The organism is Salinisphaera sp. RV14 (genome assembly GCF_052044135.1).
Lineage (GTDB): Bacteria > Pseudomonadota > Gammaproteobacteria > Nevskiales > Salinisphaeraceae > Salinisphaera.
Window position 1 is genome coordinate 90561 of record NZ_JBQDYF010000003.1, and the last position, 15362, is coordinate 105922.

14 protein-coding genes are annotated in these 15362 nt (G+C 63.1%); 12 read left to right on the top strand and 2 right to left on the bottom strand.

Annotated elements, in window-relative coordinates; translation table 11 throughout:
- Positions 1 to 27: 27 nt before the first annotated feature.
- Both glnD and map read right to left on the bottom strand, forming a co-directional pair.
- Positions 28 to 2703 (bottom strand): [protein-PII] uridylyltransferase, encoded by a 2676-nt coding sequence (gene glnD / locus ACS8Y6_RS04860; RefSeq protein ID WP_440848322.1) that lies wholly within the window; start codon positions 2701 to 2703, stop codon positions 28 to 30.
- Position 2704: 1 nt separating this feature from the next.
- Entirely contained in the window at positions 2705 to 3472 is a 768-nt protein-coding gene (map, locus tag ACS8Y6_RS04865; RefSeq protein WP_440848323.1) for a type I methionyl aminopeptidase, read from the bottom strand.
- 243 nt (positions 3473 to 3715) lie between these two features.
- On the opposite strand from map, the gene rpsB reads away from it, so the two are divergent.
- The 12 genes from rpsB to lpxA all read left to right on the top strand — a co-directional run bounded on the left by rpsB (position 3716) and on the right by lpxA (position 15337).
- Positions 3716 to 4630, top strand: a complete 915-nt coding sequence (rpsB, locus tag ACS8Y6_RS04870; RefSeq protein WP_440848324.1) for a 30S ribosomal protein S2 — start codon at positions 3716 to 3718, stop codon at positions 4628 to 4630.
- Positions 4631 to 4719: 89 nt separating this feature from the next.
- The gene (gene tsf, locus ACS8Y6_RS04875; protein ID WP_440848325.1) at positions 4720 to 5601 is read left to right on the top strand and encodes a translation elongation factor Ts; all 882 of its coding nucleotides are present in this window, start codon (positions 4720 to 4722) and stop codon (positions 5599 to 5601) included.
- A gap of 128 nt (positions 5602 to 5729) precedes the next feature.
- Complete coding sequence (gene pyrH / locus ACS8Y6_RS04880; protein ID WP_440848326.1) at positions 5730 to 6479, top strand: UMP kinase; 750 nt, start codon at positions 5730 to 5732, stop codon at positions 6477 to 6479.
- Complete coding sequence (gene frr, locus ACS8Y6_RS04885) at positions 6476 to 7033, top strand: ribosome recycling factor (protein WP_440848327.1); 558 nt, start codon at positions 6476 to 6478, stop codon at positions 7031 to 7033. The genes pyrH and frr overlap by 4 nt, the downstream gene beginning before the upstream one ends.
- Positions 7034 to 7047: 14 nt before the next feature.
- Positions 7048 to 7767: a polyprenyl diphosphate synthase gene (gene uppS, locus ACS8Y6_RS04890; protein WP_440848328.1), complete on the top strand. Its 720-nt coding sequence runs from the start codon at positions 7048 to 7050 to the stop codon at positions 7765 to 7767.
- 3 nt (positions 7768 to 7770) lie between these two features.
- Positions 7771 to 8601, top strand: a complete 831-nt coding sequence (locus ACS8Y6_RS04895; protein ID WP_440855090.1) for a phosphatidate cytidylyltransferase — start codon at positions 7771 to 7773, stop codon at positions 8599 to 8601.
- Positions 8602 to 8725: 124 nt separating this feature from the next.
- Entirely contained in the window at positions 8726 to 10087 is a 1362-nt protein-coding gene (rseP, locus tag ACS8Y6_RS04900; RefSeq protein WP_440855091.1) for an RIP metalloprotease RseP, read from the top strand.
- Positions 10088 to 10099: 12 nt separating this feature from the next.
- Positions 10100 to 12448, top strand: coding sequence for an outer membrane protein assembly factor BamA (gene bamA, locus ACS8Y6_RS04905; protein WP_440848331.1), 2349 nt, complete (start codon positions 10100 to 10102; stop codon positions 12446 to 12448).
- 12 nt (positions 12449 to 12460) lie between these two features.
- Positions 12461 to 13045 carry an OmpH family outer membrane protein gene (locus ACS8Y6_RS04910; protein ID WP_440848332.1) on the top strand — a complete coding sequence of 195 codons (585 nt, stop codon included), beginning with the start codon at positions 12461 to 12463 and terminating at the stop codon, positions 13043 to 13045.
- Positions 13046 to 13059: 14 nt separating this feature from the next.
- Positions 13060 to 14106, top strand: a complete 1047-nt coding sequence (lpxD, locus tag ACS8Y6_RS04915; RefSeq protein WP_440848333.1) for a UDP-3-O-(3-hydroxymyristoyl)glucosamine N-acyltransferase — start codon at positions 13060 to 13062, stop codon at positions 14104 to 14106.
- The gene (fabZ, locus tag ACS8Y6_RS04920; RefSeq protein WP_440848334.1) at positions 14106 to 14564 is read left to right on the top strand and encodes a 3-hydroxyacyl-ACP dehydratase FabZ; all 459 of its coding nucleotides are present in this window, start codon (positions 14106 to 14108) and stop codon (positions 14562 to 14564) included. Before lpxD ends, fabZ begins: the two co-directional genes overlap by 1 nt.
- A complete protein-coding gene (lpxA, locus tag ACS8Y6_RS04925; RefSeq protein ID WP_440848335.1) occupies positions 14564 to 15337 on the top strand; it encodes an acyl-ACP--UDP-N-acetylglucosamine O-acyltransferase in 774 nt (257 codons plus the stop codon). The genes fabZ and lpxA overlap by 1 nt, the downstream gene beginning before the upstream one ends.
- Positions 15338 to 15362 lie beyond the last annotated feature (25 nt).

The window sequence follows — 15362 nt, forward strand, 5'->3', positions numbered from 1 at the left end:
CCGTTGCCTCACGGCCGTCGCCGCCGCTCAGTTGTCGGACTGATCGAGTTCAGCCGTCATCACGGTGCGCAGTTCCCGCAATATGTCGTCGTCGCGAATGGCGGTCTGCTGGCGGTCGGTGATGAAGAACACATCCTCGGCACGCTCGCCGATGGTCGCGATCTTGGCGGTTTCCAGCAGGATGCCGCAGCGGTGGAAGACATCACCGATGATTGACAGCAAACCCGGGCGGTCGGCGGTCATGATCTCCATCACAGTGCAGTCGCGCTCGGTCGCCTGTGTGAAGTAGATCTGCGTGGGCACGTTGAAGTACTGGTTGCGGCGTCCCTGGCGGCGGGTCACGTCGATGCTCTCGACCCTGGGGTCGGCGATGGCCTGAACCAGCGCGGCTTCGACCTCGCCGCGGCGGTAGGCATCCTCGACCGGGTGGCCGTCGTTCTCGGCAATCACGTAGGTATCCAGCGTGTAATCGTCGCTGGTGGTATTGATCCGCGCATCCATGACCGACAGGCCGAGTTGGGCCAGTACGCCGGTGGTCACGCCGAACAGATAATCGCGATCGCGGGTGTAGACGAACAATGTCGTGCCCTGCTCGGGAATCTCCGAAATCGACACCAGCGGGGTTTGGTCATCGCCGTGGGTGATGATCGCCCGGGTCTGGCGGGCGATCTCGTCGGGGCTGTGGCGCAGGAAGTATTCCGGGTCGAAACGCGACCAGAGGTTCTTGAAGTGCGGCGTGTTGACGCCGGCCCGGGTGAGCATCGCAGCGGCGGCGCTGCGTGTTTCCGCGATCAATTCGTCGCGGTCAAGCGGGTCGTCCAGGCCGCGCTCGAGCGCCCGTCGCGTGTTGTTGTACAGATCGGTGAGCAGGCTTTCCTTCCACGAATTCCACAGGTCCGGATTGGTCGCCCGGATATCGCAGATGGTGAGCAAAAACAGGCGGTCCAGGCGTTCGCGCGAGCGGACTTCGCGCGCGAATTCGTTGACCACCTGTACATCGTTGATGTCCCGGCGCTGGGCGGTCATCGACATCAGCAAATGGCGGCGCACCAGCCAGCAGACCAGATCCGTGTCGTCGGAGGAAATACCGTGGGCATTGCAGAACTCGCGCGCATCCTCGGCGCCCAGTTCCGAATGATCGCCGCCACGGCCCTTGGCGATGTCGTGCATCAGGCCGGCAATGTAGAGAATCTGCGGCTTGTTGAGTGCCTGCATCAGCTCGCTGGCGAACGGCATTTCGTCGTTGAAGCGCGGGATCGCCAGCCGTCGCATGTTGCGGATCACGAACAGTGTGTGTTCATCCACGGTCAGCGTATGGAACAGGTCGTACTGCATGCGGCCGATAATCTGGCCGAACTTCGGCAGGTAACGCCCGAGAATGCCATAGCGATTCATGCGGCGCAGGGCCCGGGTGACACCGCTGCGCTGGCGCAGGATTTCCGTAAAGAGCCGGCGGCAATGAATTGAATTGCGGAAGTTATCGTCGATCAGGCGACGATCCCGGCGCATCAGCCGAAGGGTGCGGGCACGAATCCCGTTCAGGCCGGGCCGGGTTTCCATGAGGTAGAAGATTTCCAGCAGCGCGCTCGGCGTCTGCACAAAGACCTTGTCATGGGTGACCTCGATGAAACCGTGGCGCGCCTGAAAGCGATCGTTGATCGGCTTGGGACGCTCGTCCTCGGTGGCATGCAGGATCGCCTCGGAAAAAAGCTGAAGCAGAACATCATTAAGCGCGGATAGCGCCTTGATATTGCGATAGTAAACCTGCATGAAGCGCTCGACCGCCAGGGTGTTTTCAGCGTCTTGGTAGCCGAGCAGATCCGCGATCTGAATTTGATGGTCGAACAGCAGGCGGTTCTCGTTACGCCCGGTGAGCATGTGCAGCGCGAAGCGCACCCGCCAGAGAAAGGCCTGGCCGCGATGCAGTTCGGAGAACTCGCGCCGGCTGAGGAAGCCGTAGTCGACCAGACCATCCAGCGTATGTGCGGCGAACTGACGCTTGGCCACCCAGGCGATGGTCTGGATATCGCGCAGCCCGCCGGGGGATTCCTTGACGTTGGGTTCGAGCTTGTAGGCGGTCTCGTCGTAACGCGCGTGGCGCGCCGCCTGTTCCGCGATCTTGGCATTGAAGAAATCGGCCGACGACCAGACGTATTCGGCCGACGTCGCGGCCCGCATCCGCGCGAACAGGGCCGGGTCGCCCACCAGCACGCGCGATTCCATCAGGTTCGTCATGATGGTGATGTCGTCGGCCGCCAGTTCGGCGCAGTCGGTCGGCGAGCGTACGCTGTGCCCGATTTCCAGGCCCAGGTCCCAGAGGTAGGTCAGAAAGCCTTCCAGCGCAGGGGCCACCGTGTCCAGCCGATTATGCTGATACAGCACCAGCAGGTCGATATCGGATTGCGGCAGCAATTCGTTGCGGCCATAGCCGCCGACGGCCACCAGGCAGGCGCTGTCGGTCGCGACCAGCTCGCGCCAGGCGTGCACCAGCACCGCGTCCACGACTTCGCAGCGTGCACGAACCAGCCGCGTGATGGATTCGCCGTGCCGGAACGCGTCGGCGATGTATTGCTGACCCTCGTCGAGCGCGGCGCGCACGGATTTGGCGTCGCCGATGTCGAGTGCCCAGACACGATCGAGAAAGCCATCCCAGTCGGTCAGCCCGACCGACTCGAGTTCTTCAACGGGCAGGTTGGACGTCATCTCAGGCGGTGACGAGCTGGCTCGGCGTGAGAATCTCGACGCCGGTGTCCGTGACCAGGAGTGTGTGCTCCCATTGGGCGGACAGGGAGTGATCCTTGGTCACCACGGTCCAGCCGTCGGGCAGCATCTTCACGTGGCGCTTGCCGGCGTTGACCATGGGCTCGATGGTGAAGGTCATGCCGGCCGCCAGCCGCATGCCGCTGCCGGGCTTGCCGTAATGCAGCACCTGCGGCTCCTCGTGAAAACCGCGTCCGATGCCGTGCCCGCAGTACTCGCGTACCACCGAACAGCGCTCGGATTCGACGTATTGCTGAATCGCCGCGCCGATGTCGCCGAGCGTGGCGCCCGGTTTGACCTGTTCGATGCCGATGTACATGGCTTTCTCGGCGACGTCGGAGAGGCGTTTCGCCTTGATCGACGGCTCGCCGGCGAAATACATGCGCGAACTGTCGCCGTGGAAGCCATCCTTGATCAACGTCACGTCGATATTGACCGCATCGCCTTTCTTGAGCTTCTTGTCGCCCGGAATGCCGTGGCAGACCACGTGGTTGATCGACGTACAGACAGACTTCGGAAAGCCGTTGTAGTTCAGCGGGGCGGGCGTGGTGCCGAGTTCATCCACCATGTATTCATGGCAGATGGTGTTGAGTTCGTCGGTGGTCACCCCGGGTTTGACGTAAGCGCCGATCATGTCGAGCACCTGCGCGGCCAGCCGACCGGCCTCGCGCATCTTGTCCTGTTCCTCGGGCGTCTTGATTGTCGCGCTCATCGCGTTCGATCCTTGCCGGTGGCAGAATGACAACGTCGCGCGGGCGCGACGGTGGCCTGTGAAGGGCCGCTATGGTATAAACCGCTCGCGTTCGCGGCAATCCGCAGCGTTCGGGCGGCGTTTTCATCGCCCGAATTTTTCGAAATACACACGCGTATCGACACATGGTTCAGGGTGCCTCTTGCCCATTCCGGGCCGGGGTTGTTCCATGGGATGCGCGGAGGCTCAACCCGGAGAAAACCTATGAGCGAAATCAGCATGCGTCAGCTGCTGGAAGCAGGCGTGCACTTTGGTCATCGCACGCGCTACTGGAACCCGAAGATGTCGCCTTACATCTTCGGTCACCGCAACAAGATTCATATCATCAACCTTGAGCAGACCCTGCCGCTGATCAAGGATGCCTATAATTATATCAGCCGTCTGTCGGCCAACGGCGGCAGCATCATGTTTGTCGGCACCAAGCGCGCTGCGCGCGAGGCGATTGGCAAGCAGGCGCAGCGTGCCGGCATGCCGTTCGTCAACTACCGCTGGCTCGGCGGCATGCTGACCAACTTCAAGACGGTCAAGAACTCGATCCAGCGCCTGCACGATCTCGAGAAGATGATCGAGGACGGCTCGATCCGCAAGCTCAACAAGCGCGAAGGCCTGGATCTGTACCGCGAGCGTGACAAGCTTGAACGTTCGATCGGCGGCATCAAGGAAATGACCAGCTTGCCGGATGCGTTGTTCGTGATCGACGTCGGCTTCGAGAAGATCGCGATCGACGAAGCGCGCAAGCTGGGTATCCCGGTCGTGGCCGTGGTCGACACCAATTGCTCGCCCGAAGGCATCGATGTCGTCATTCCGGGTAACGACGATGCCATCCGCGCGATTCGTATCTACAGCGAGATGGTGGCCGACGCCGTGCTCGCCGGCCGTGGCAGCAAGGGCGATTTCTCGGGCGAGGAGGAAAACCTCGTCGAGACGCAGGCGGACGGCCAGGCACACGAGCCGGGCAAGCCGGCCGAAGCCCAGGAGGCGAGCAAGGTGACCCAGAACACGGTCATCCAGGAATCGCAGGGCGAGGCCGAGCCGCGGGCGACCGCGGCGTTGGGCGACGTCGCCTCGGTGCCGGCCGAAGAGCCTGCCAAGGCCGATCCGAACAAGGCGGATCAGTAGGCCTGCCCGCCGCACGGCACTCAAGGCAGCCGGCGTGGCCGGCTGCCGCGTTGACGGATTAACAACGACCGAATTTCTGGAGAATCGACATGGCAATCAGTGCCTCCCTGGTCAAGGAACTGCGCGAGCGTACCGGCGCCGGCATGATGGAGTGCAAGAAGGCGCTGCAGGCGACCGACGGCGATATCGACGCCGCGGCCGAGAACATGCGCCGTGAGGGGCTCGCCAAGGCCGACAAGAAGGCAGGCCGCGTGGCGGCCGAGGGCCGCATTGCAAGTGCCACCTCGGCCGACGACACCGCGGCGGTGTTGGTCGAGGTGAACTGCGAAACCGACTTCGTGGGCAAGAACGAAGCGTTCATCGAATTCGCCGATCAGGTCGCCCGGCTGGTGCTCGAAAAGCAGCCCGCGGATGTGAACGCGCTGGGTGATATGGACCTGGGCGGCGAGACCGTCGAGGACAAGCGGCGCGCCCTGATTTCCAAGCTCGGCGAGAAGATCACGGTGCGCCGGTTCGAGCGGGTCGACGCTGCCGAAGGTCGCATCGATGTGTATTCGCACGGGGCGCGCATCGCCTCCGCGGTGGCCGTGTCCGGCGGCGACGACGAGCTGCTGCGCGACCTGGCGATGCACGTGGCGGCTTCGGCGCCGGCACATCTTTCCACCGAGGATGTGCCCGAAGAGCGTCGCAACGCCGAGAAGGAAATTCTGATGGCGCAAGCCCGCGATTCCGGCAAGCCGGAGGAGATCATCGAGAAGATGGTCGAGGGGCGGCTGAGGAAGTTCCTCGGTGAGATCACGCTGATGGGGCAGCCCTTCGTCAAGGATCCCGACCTGACGGTCGAGAAGCTGGTATCCCAGCGCGGCGCGAAGATCGAGTCGTACGCCCGCCTTGAAGTGGGCGAGGGTATAGAGAAGAAAGAAGAGGACTTCGCGGCCGAAGTTCGCGCACAGGCCGAAAAGACGGCCTGATCGCGCCAGCCGACAAGCCGGTTGCCATGGGGCGGCCGGCTTTTTTTTGCTCGGTGTCACTGCGGGTTGTTCGCCGCGTTGTGACATAATTCGCCGGTTTGAACGCGACCGACCAGGACAATCCGCCCATGACCGACAAACCGACGCCGAGCTACCGCCGCATCCTGCTCAAGCTCAGTGGTGAGGCCTTGATGGGGGGCGCGGATTTCGGTATTGCGGCGGAAGTGGTCGAGCGCCTCGCGATGGAGATTCGCGAACTGGTCGAGGCGCGGGTACAGGTCGCCCTGGTTGTCGGCGGCGGCAATATATTTCGCGGCATCGGCCTGGCGGGGCGCGGGATGGACCGGGTCACCGGTGATCAGATGGGCATGCTGGCCACCGTCATCAACGCGCTTGCGCTGCAGGATGCGGTCGAGCACGCCGGGTTGAATGCCCGCGTCATGTCGGCGGTCCGGATCAATCAGGTGTGTGAGGATTATATTCGCCGACGTGCGATCCGCCATCTGGAGAAGGGGCGTGTGGTGATCTTCGCCGCCGGTACCGGCAACCCGTTCTTCACCACCGATTCGGCGGCCAGCCTGCGTGCGATCGAGATCAATGCCGATCTCATGTTGAAGGCGACCAAGGTCGATGGTATTTACAGCGCAGACCCGTTTACCGACGACAATGCGCTTCGCTATACCCATTTGACTTACGATGAAGTCATAGACCAGCGCCTGGCCGTGATGGATACCACCGCGATCGTGTTGTGCCGCGACAATGGCATGCCATTGCGGGTGTTCGACATCAATCGGCCGGGCGACTTGATGCGCATCGCCCGGGGGGCCGAGGACGTCGGTACCCTGGTCGATAACAATACGACGAGAGCCAATCGATGATCGACGATATCCACGACGACGCCAACAAACGCATGGCGAAGACCATCAGCGTCATGCGTGATAACTTCTCCAAGATACGCACCGGCCGCGCCAGCACCAGCCTGCTCGATCACGTGACGGTCGATTACTACGGTGTCGAAGTGCCGTTGAATCAGGCCGCCAACGTGGCCACCGAGGATGCCCGCACCCTTTCCATCATGCCCTATGAAAAGACCATGGTGCAGAAGATCGAAAAGGCGATCATGACCGCTGATCTGGGCCTCAACCCGTCCACCGCCGGCCAGGTCATCCGGGTCGTGCTGCCGCCGCTGACCGAGGAGCGGCGCCGCGATCTGGTCAAGGTAATCCGGCAGGAGGCCGAGGACGCCCGGGTCGCCGTGCGCAACGTACGCCGCGATGCCAACGCGGACCTGAAGGAACTGGTCAAGGAAAAAGAGATCACGGAAGACGACCAGCACGACGGCGAGGTCCGTATCCAGAAGCTGACCGATCAGCATATCGAGCATATCGACAGCCTGCTCCAGGAGAAGGAGCAGGAACTGATGACGGTCTGATCGGCGCGCGGCAGATGAGCACTCCAGAACATGTGGCCGTGGTCATGGACGGCAACGGTCGCTGGGCCAGCCGGCGCGGGCTGCCGCGAGCGGCCGGGCACCGGGCCGGCGCCAAGATCGCGCACGAGATCGTGGAGACGGCGTCGAAGGCCGGCGTGGGGGCGCTCACGCTGTTCGCCTTTTCCAGCGAGAACTGGAAGCGTCCGCGGCCCGAGGTTCGTCTGCTCATGGATCTGTTGCGACGCACCATCCGCAAGGAGCTGGCGTCGCTGGATGCCAACAATGTCTGCATGCACTTCATCGGCAATCGAACACGGTTTTCCGCGGCGCTGGCCAACGAAATGCAGTCGGCCGAACAGCGCACGGCCGGCAATACCGGCCTGCAATTGTTGATTGCCGTGGACTATGGCGGTCGCTGGGACATCGTCGAGCGGGCCCGCGACCTGGCCCGTGCCTGCGGCCGGGGCGAAATCGACGCCGACTCGATCACCGAAGAGTATTTCAACCGGGGTTTGAGTCTGGGCCCGTTCGGCCCACCGGACCTGTTCATCCGCACCGGCGGTGAGCGGCGCATCAGCAATTTCCTGCTGTGGGACCTGGCCTACAGCGAGCTTTATTTCACGGACGTGCTCTGGCCCGACTTCGGCCCGGAGCAACTCTACGACGCACTCGACTGGTACAGCGGCCGCAACCGACGTTTCGGCAGTCTTGCGGCGCCAGCGGCCCAGCGCTGAGGCATGCTCGGCACCCGGGTTCTCACGGCCGCGGTGGCACTGCCGCTGGCGGTACTCGCGATTCTGTTTCTGCCGCCCATGGGCCTGGCGGTGGCGGTGGGCGCGCTGATGCTGGCCGGCGCCTGCGAGTGGGCGGCGCTGGCCGGGCTGGCGATGCGCGGGCGAGCCGTATTCGTGGTCGCAGCCGCGGTTGTCATGGCGCTGGCGCTCGGTCTGAGCGAGGCGGACGGCCCGGTATCTTCCGATGGCCTGGTCCTCGGGCTGGCGGCTGTTTTCTGGGTGGGCGCGATCGGGCTCGTGGTCCGGTTTCCGGCGCGCTGGCATGCCACGCTCGGCCGGCGACCAGTGGCGCTCGTGGTCGGCCTGATCGTGCTGGCCGCGCCGGTGGTGGCGGTTGCGTACATCGACCAGGCCGATCAGGGGCCGTTGCTGGTGTTGCTGCTGTGTCTGATGATCTGGGGTGCCGACACCGGCGCTTATGTGGCGGGGCGCACGCTCGGGCGGCACAAGCTGGTGCCGCGTGTCAGCCCCGGCAAGACGATCGAGGGCGCCGCCGGTGGGCTGGCGACGGCAATGATCCTCGGCGCGCTCGGCGCGTTAGTGCTGGGGCTGGACGGCTGGCGTACACTCGGCGTGGCGTTGCTCGGGGCTTGGATCGCGACGATTTCGATCGTGGGCGATCTGACCATCAGCATGTTCAAGCGCTCGGCCGGCGTGAAAGACAGCGGGCGTCTGTTTCCGGGCCATGGCGGGGTGCTCGATCGCCTCGACAGCATGCTTGCGGCCGCCCCGTGGTTTGTCATCGGCCTGCACTTGGTGCTGCTGGCGGCTTGACCGCGGCGCCAGACAATTATCCACACCGTCTCAGCGGTTGATCAGGGGTAGGATGCGTTACGAAGACCGACGGTATGGCTTGTCCCGGTGTGCCTGCCTGCAATCACTGGCGGGGTGTTAGCCCATGACGCAGGGGTTGATCTCGGCCGCGGCCTTCGCCGTTGCCATTGGCATCCTGGTTTCGATCCACGAGTTCGGTCATTACTGGGTGGCACGCCGTCTCGGCGTGCGTGTGCTGCGCTATTCGATCGGTTTCGGTCGCAAGATCGTCGGCTGGACCAGCCGCAAGACCGGCATCGAGTACTGGCTGGCCGCGATTCCACTGGGCGGCTACGTGAAGATGCTGGACGAGCGCGAGGCGCCCGTGGCCGACGCCGAGAAGCGCTACGCGTTCAATCGCGTGCATCCCTGGCGCCGGATCGCAATCGTCGCGGCGGGCCCCGGTGTGAACATCCTGTTCGCCATCGCCGCCTATTGGCTGGTGCTGTTGCTGGGCGTGCCCGGCGTCAAGCCGATCCTGGGCACGCCGGAGGTCGGCACGCCTGCGGCGCGCGCCGGATTCCACGTCAAGGATCGCGTGGTCGCATTGGCCGGCCAGTCGATCGACGACTGGCAGGGTCTGCGTTTGGCGCTGATCGAACGCGGGCTGGATGGCAAGCCGGTCCAGGTCACCGTGAAAACCCCCGAGGGCACGACACGGCGGCTCACGCTCGATCTGACTCACGCCCCGAGCGATCCGGAGAAATTGTTCAAACAGGTGGGGTTGACGCTGTATCAGCCGCCGGCGACGCCTCGCATCGGCCAGATTGAGCCCGGCTCGCCGGCTTCCCGCTCGACCCTGGCGCGGGGCGACGCCGTGCTGTCGGTTGACGGCCAGCCGGTGGATTCGCCGCAGGCACTCGTGGATGCGGTACGTGCGCACCCGGGCCAGCGCGTGAACATGAAGATCCGTCGTGATGGGCGCACGCAGGAGATTCATATCCGGCTGGCCCAGCGCAAGACCGCCAAGGGCGGGCAGATCGGGCATCTCGGTGCCGCCATTACGGTGGACCCGGCCGCATGGCAATCGATGCAGACCGTGCATCGGCTCGGTCCACTGGCCGCAATCCCCGCGGCGGTGCACAAGACCTGGGAACTCTCGGCCCTGTCCGTGCGTCTGATCGGGCGGATGATCATGGGACAGATTTCCTGGCATAACGTGGGGGGGCCGATTCAGATCGCCACCTACGCCGGCCAGACAGCCCAGATCGGGCTGGTGGCCTTCATTAGTTTTCTGGCTTTCATCAGCGTCAACCTGGCGCTCATAAACCTGTTGCCAATCCCGGTGTTAGACGGGGGGCATCTTCTGTATTATGCGATCGAATGGATTCGGGGGCGGCCCCTATCCGAGGCCGTTCAGGCCGCGGGCCAGCAGGCGGGCATGGTCGCGTTGCTGATGTTGATGGCCTTGGCTTTCTATAACGATATCCTGCGCTTGCTCGGGTAGCGGAGCTCAATTATGAATGGAGTGGTGAAGCGTGCGGCAGGCGCGCTCTTGGTCATGTATGCGGCAGGCGCGTGGGCGCAGTCGTATGACTTCCAGATCGGCAATATCAAGGTCGAGGGCGTGCAGCGGCTGGAGCCGGGCACGGTCCTGACCTATCTGCCGGTCTCGGTCGGTGACCAGATGACCGAGGCGCGCGCGCAGCAGTCGATTCGCGCGCTTTATGACTCGGGCCTGTTCCAGAACGTGGCCCTGGACCGGCGTGGCAACACCCTGATCGTGAATGTGTCCGAGCGACCGGAGATCGCCAGCTTCAAGATCGAGGGCAACAAGGCGATCGGCGGCAAGAAGCTCAAGAAGGCCCTCAAGAAGCAGGGGCTGGCGCAGGGCGAGCTGTACAAGCGTTCGCTGCTGGACTCGCTGCAGCAGGAGCTGCGACGCCAGTACTACGCCAACGGCTACTACAGCGTGAAGATCCACACCCACGTCAAGCACCTCGGTAATAACCGGGTGGCGATCGACATCAAGGTCAAGGAAGGCCCGATCGCGTCCATCAAGGACATCAACATCATCGGTAACCACCAGTTTTCCGATGATCAGCTCAAGAGCGTGTTCAAGCTGAAGTCGCACAAGCCGTTCTATACCCACCCGCTGACGTTCTGGAAGCATCCGGATCGTTACTCGCGCGAGAAGCTGGTGGGCGATCTGGAATCGCTGAATTCCTATTATCAGAACCGTGGCTATATCCGTTTCAATGTCACCTCGGTTCAGGTGTCGTTGTCGCCCGACAAGAAGAACGTCTTCATTACGATCAACGTCGATGAAGGGGCCCAGTACAAGATCAAGAACTACAAGTTCGCCGGCGACATGATCGTGCCGGAAGCTACGCTGCAACGGCTGGTCAAGGTCAAGGATGGCCAGATCTTCTCGCGCAAGAAGGTGCAGGATTCCGTCAAGGCGATTACCTCCGGCATGGCCGATTTCGGTTATGCCTTCGCCAATGTCGATCCGCTGACGAAGATTAACGACAAGAAAAAGACTGTTGATCTGACCTTCTACGTCAACCCCGGGAAACGGACCTATGTCCGCAACATTATCTTCAGCGGCAATTCGAAGACCAACGACAAGACGCTCCGACGCGAGATGCGTCAGTTCGAGGGCGCGCCGTATTCGCGGCGTGCGGTGCAACGCTCGCGCACCCGTCTGGCGCGCCTGCCGTTCATGCAGGACGTCAAGGTCAATACCAAGAAAGTGCCCGGTTCCGACGACCTGGTGGATGTCGACTACAACGTCACCGAACGCGCGGCCGGGCAGATCAACGCGGGTATCGGTTATTCCAACTCGGAAGGCTTCCTGATCAATGGCGGCGTGAAGCACACGAACTTCCGCGGCACGGGCGACACCATCCAGCTCAATGCCCAGACCAACTCCTATGCAAAAAGTGTTTCGGGCAGCTTCACCAATCCTTACTTCACCCCCGAGGGCGTCTCACGCACGATCTCCGGGTTCTATCGCAAGACCAGCCAACTGGTGCGAACCGGCTCGAGTTTCGATCTCAACTCCATTGGCGGCGCCGTCACGTTCAATTTCCCGATCACCGAATATTCCAGCATTCGGGCCGGTCTGGGGGTCGAAGACAATCAAATCGCCTCGACCATCAACAAGAATGGCAATCAGGTGGTGTCCGATCAGGTCGCCAAGTTCGTACGCGATAATGGCAAGAGCGCACTGACCTATGAGCTGCGTACCGGTTTCGATCGCGATACGCGCAATCGTACCTATTTCGCGACGCGCGGTTCGGATACCAAGATATTGTTCAATATCAAGGGTCCGGGCTCTGATCTTGAGTATTACAAGGCGAGTATCGAGCACGAGCGCTATCTGCGTGTCGGCTCCTGGATTCCGAAATTGTCCGACAAGGTGGTGCTGCAGCTCGACGGCAAGATTGGCCAGACCGCGATCTGGGGCAAGGGCACGGATGTGCCGCCGTACGATAATTTCTTTGGCGGCGGCGCCCAGTCGGTGCGCGGTTTCCGAAACGGTGGGCTGGGGCCGCAGGATTCGTTCAACAACCCCTACGGTGGCCAGTTCCTGACCACATTGCAGACGGACCTGGTGATTCCGACGTTCCTCAAGTCGGATAACAAGACCACGCGCTTCAGTCTGTTCTACGACATGGGCAACGTGTACGCCAATGCTAGCGATTTCAACGCCGCGAAGATGGGCAAGTCGGCCGGTGTGGCATTCGATTGGTTTACGCCTTTCTTCGGCTTGCTGCGGGTCAGCTACGCGCCGTATGTCAGCAAGGCCCAGCCCAGCGACAACATCAATCGGTTCCAGTTCTCCTTCGGCGCCAATTTCTAGGCTCGATACCTGATGCGAACGAGGGTGCGGGCTCCTTGCTGGTTGGTGGTGGCGGCCCTGGTCGCGGTGCTCGGTGCCGGGGCGGTGCAGGCGCAACCGACCCGGCCGCCAGCCAGGATCGGGGTGGTCGATCTCGATCGGCTGGTGCGGGAATCGCCGCAGGCGCGGACGGCCAGGAAGAACATGGCCGAGCGGTTCGCCAAGCGCAAGCAGGCTCTGGAAAAGGCTTCGAATGCGCTCCAGGTCAAGATGGATCGGCTCAAGGACAAGGCGGATTCGATGAGTGACGATCAGCGCGATCAGCTGTCGGCCGCGATCCGTGACGCCAGGCACCAGCTCCAGCGCGAGCGGTCGCATTACAACGACGACGTCTCCGACGCCGAGCAGAAGGAGCTGGCCGTGATGCGCTCGGATCTGCGACAGGTGATCGACGATTACGCCAGGAACAATGGCTATGATCTGATCGTCGGAGACTCGGTGCTTTATGCCAGCGACTCGGTTGACATCACCAATGCCATACTGCGGCGACTGAAAAAGCAGGCGGCCGGTGACGCCAGGACAAATCACGCACCTACCAGCGCCCAAAAGACGAATTGAACGAGGAAAAAGCCGTGGCCGACTCGACCGCGTCGACGCGATTCCGTGCCGCAGATCTGGCGCGTCGGTTCGGGCTGGAGATGGTCGGCGATGGCGATGTCATGGTCGCGGGCGTCTGTAGTCTCGACCCCGGCCATGAACACGGTCTCGGGTTCGCCGAGACGCCCCGACAGCGCCAACGGGTCGAGGCCAGCCGTGCCGCCCTCATTATCGTGCCGCGCGCGCTGGCCGACATCGACCGGCCGGCGCTGCTGATCAGCGATACCCCGCGTTTGAGCTACGCGCACGTGGCCACGGTATTCGACCGGCCGTCCCCGGCCCCGGGTACGGCCGCCAGCGCGGTCGTGGCGGCCAGCGCCCGGGTAGCGGCCTCCGCCAGCATCGGCGCCCATGTGGTGATCGGTGAACGCGCCGTGGTCGGCGCCGGGGTGGTGATCGGCGCGGGCAGTGTGATCGATGCGGACGTCAGCCTCGGCGCGGACGGCGTGATCGGCTCGCGGGTGACGATCTGTGCGAATACGCGCGTCGGTGCGCGCGTACGCATTGGCTCGGGAGCGGTGCTGGGCGAGCGTGGCTTCGGGCTGGTGCCCGGGCCCGCCGGGTTTGAGCCGGTTCCGCAGCTGGGCGGTGTGTGTATTGAAGACGACGTGGAGATCGGCGCCAACAGCACCATCGACCGCGGCGCGATCGAGGATACGATCGTGCGCACCGGGGCGAAGATCGACAACCAGGTCCATGTCGCACACAACTGCGTGATCGGCCAGCACACCGTGATTGCCGGCTGTACCGGAATTGCCGGTTCGACCACGATCGGCGCGCGCTGCATGATCGGCGGCGGCGTGGGCATCGGCGATCACGTCACCATTGCCGATGGCGTGATCATCACCGCGGCCAGTCAAGTGCCCAGGGATATTGCGGTCGAAGGAGTATACTCGTCGACCTTTCGTGCCATGCCGGCGCGAAGCTGGCGCAAACGGCTGGCGCTGTTCCGGGCGCTCGATCGAATCGAGGCCCGGCTCAAGCGTGTCGAGACGACAAACGGGATTGCTGGAGACCCTTGATGAACGAACAGGATGGAATCCGAGAAATCATGAAGCGGGTGCCGCACCGGTACCCGTTTCTTCTGGTCGATCGGGTACTCGAATGCGAGCCGGGCAAGTCGATTACGGCGTTGAAGAACGTGACGGTCAACGAGCCATTCTTCGGCGGGCATTTCCCGGGCCATCCGGTGATGCCCGGCGTGCTGATTCTCGAGGCGCTGGCCCAGGCCGGTCTGATTCTGGGCATGCGCACGGTCGATGCCGACGACGGAACCATCGTGTATTTCGCGGGTATCGACAAGGCACGCTTCAAGCGCCAGGTGGTGCCGGGCGATCAGTTGCTGCTCAAGCTTGAAATCGATTCCGCGAAGAAACGGCTATGGCGTTTCGACGCCGAAGCCTGGGTGGGCGACGAGCTGGCGTGTCGCGCGCAGGTCATGGCCATCCCGAGCAAGCCGGCGCCAGACGAGGTCGAATAATGCCGGTCGACGCCTCGGCTCAGGTTCACCCCGAAGCGCAGATCGATGACGACGTCCATATCGGGCCGTTCACGGTGGTCGGTCCGCATGTCAGGATCGGCGCGGGCTCGCGAATCGGGCCGCACGCGGTGATCGACGGGCATACGACGATCGGTCGCAACAACAAGGTGTCCCAGTTTGTCTCGCTTGGCGCCGAGCCGCAGCACCGCGGCTACAAGGGCGAGCCGACCGAGCTGGTGATCGGCGATGGCAACACGTTCCGCGAGTATTGCAGCGTGCATCGCGGCACGTTGTTCGACCAGGGCATGACTCGCATCGGCGACGACAATCTGCTCATGGCGTATACCCATGTGGCGCATGATTGCGTGCTCGGCAACGGTATCACCATGGCCAACGGCGCGAGTCTGGCCGGACATGTTCATATCGGCGACCACTGCATCCTGGCCGGGTTTGCACTCGTTTACCAGTTTCGTCATATCGGCACGCTGGCCTTCCTGGCTTATTGCAGCGGGGTGGTTCAGGACGTGCCGGCCTTCGTACGCTCGGCCGGTTCCCCGGCCGAGCCGCACGGCATCAATTCGATCGGCATGCGTCGTATGGGTTATTCCAACGACGAGATCGCGGCCGTGAAGAAGGCCTATCGCACCCTGTATCGGTCCAAGATGCGTCTGGCGGAGGCCAAGGAGGCGATTCGCGAATACGCCGAGACCAGCCCGGCCGTGGCCACGATGCTCGCGTCGCTGGATAATGCCCAGCGCGGCATCATCCGCTGACCGGCGGCGGGGGTTCGGTGGCGTC

Excerpts from the sequence above, each read along its gene's own strand:
- glnD (WP_440848322.1), bottom strand. The coding sequence starts at position 2,703 with ATGACGTCCAACCTGCCCGTTGAAGAACTCGAGTCGGTCGGGCTGACC.
- map (WP_440848323.1), bottom strand. The coding sequence starts at position 3,472 with ATGAGCGCGACAATCAAGACGCCCGAGGAACAGGACAAGATGCGCGAG.
- rpsB (WP_440848324.1), top strand. The coding sequence starts at position 3,716 with ATGAGCGAAATCAGCATGCGTCAGCTGCTGGAAGCAGGCGTGCACTTT.
- tsf (WP_440848325.1), top strand. The coding sequence starts at position 4,720 with ATGGCAATCAGTGCCTCCCTGGTCAAGGAACTGCGCGAGCGTACCGGC.
- pyrH (WP_440848326.1), top strand. The coding sequence starts at position 5,730 with ATGACCGACAAACCGACGCCGAGCTACCGCCGCATCCTGCTCAAGCTC.
- frr (WP_440848327.1), top strand. The coding sequence starts at position 6,476 with ATGATCGACGATATCCACGACGACGCCAACAAACGCATGGCGAAGACC.
- uppS (WP_440848328.1), top strand. The coding sequence starts at position 7,048 with ATGAGCACTCCAGAACATGTGGCCGTGGTCATGGACGGCAACGGTCGC.
- ACS8Y6_RS04895 (WP_440855090.1), top strand. The coding sequence starts at position 7,771 with ATGCTCGGCACCCGGGTTCTCACGGCCGCGGTGGCACTGCCGCTGGCG.
- rseP (WP_440855091.1), top strand. The coding sequence starts at position 8,726 with ATGACGCAGGGGTTGATCTCGGCCGCGGCCTTCGCCGTTGCCATTGGC.
- bamA (WP_440848331.1), top strand. The coding sequence starts at position 10,100 with ATGAATGGAGTGGTGAAGCGTGCGGCAGGCGCGCTCTTGGTCATGTAT.
- ACS8Y6_RS04910 (WP_440848332.1), top strand. The coding sequence starts at position 12,461 with ATGCGAACGAGGGTGCGGGCTCCTTGCTGGTTGGTGGTGGCGGCCCTG.
- fabZ (WP_440848334.1), top strand. The coding sequence starts at position 14,106 with ATGAACGAACAGGATGGAATCCGAGAAATCATGAAGCGGGTGCCGCAC.
- lpxA (WP_440848335.1), top strand. The coding sequence starts at position 14,564 with ATGCCGGTCGACGCCTCGGCTCAGGTTCACCCCGAAGCGCAGATCGAT.